This is a genomic window from Selenomonas sp. oral taxon 138 str. F0429, from assembly GCF_000318175.2.
GTDB lineage: Bacteria > Bacillota > Negativicutes > Selenomonadales > Selenomonadaceae > Centipeda > Centipeda timonae.
The window spans coordinates 6,063-6,295 of the sequence record NZ_KB290957.1; the positions used below are offsets into that span (position 1 = coordinate 6,063).

General features: G+C 56.2%; 1 pseudogene. It reads left to right on the forward strand.

Annotated features, from left to right (window positions below):
• Positions 1-134: pseudogene (locus tag HMPREF9163_RS12235) on the forward strand (hypothetical protein); the annotation flags it as partial.
• Positions 135-233: the final 99 nt, after the last annotated feature.

Sequence of the window (233 nt, forward strand, 5' to 3'; positions counted from 1 at the left end):
TCTACGAGATGGTCGAAACGCCGGAGGAGACGGGTTTCGCGGACATCGAATGCCGCCTGAACCTTGTCGAAGCCGCCAAGGAGCTTTTCGAGGACGGCGGGCACGCGATGGCTTGGTGCATGAAGCGCATCTAAGCCGTGCCAAATAAAAAACAGCCCTTCGGGGCTGCTTCTCGTTTCAGATATTGTGAGTCGCTGAGAGCGGCTCTTTTTTGATGGGGGTGATTGCTTGCG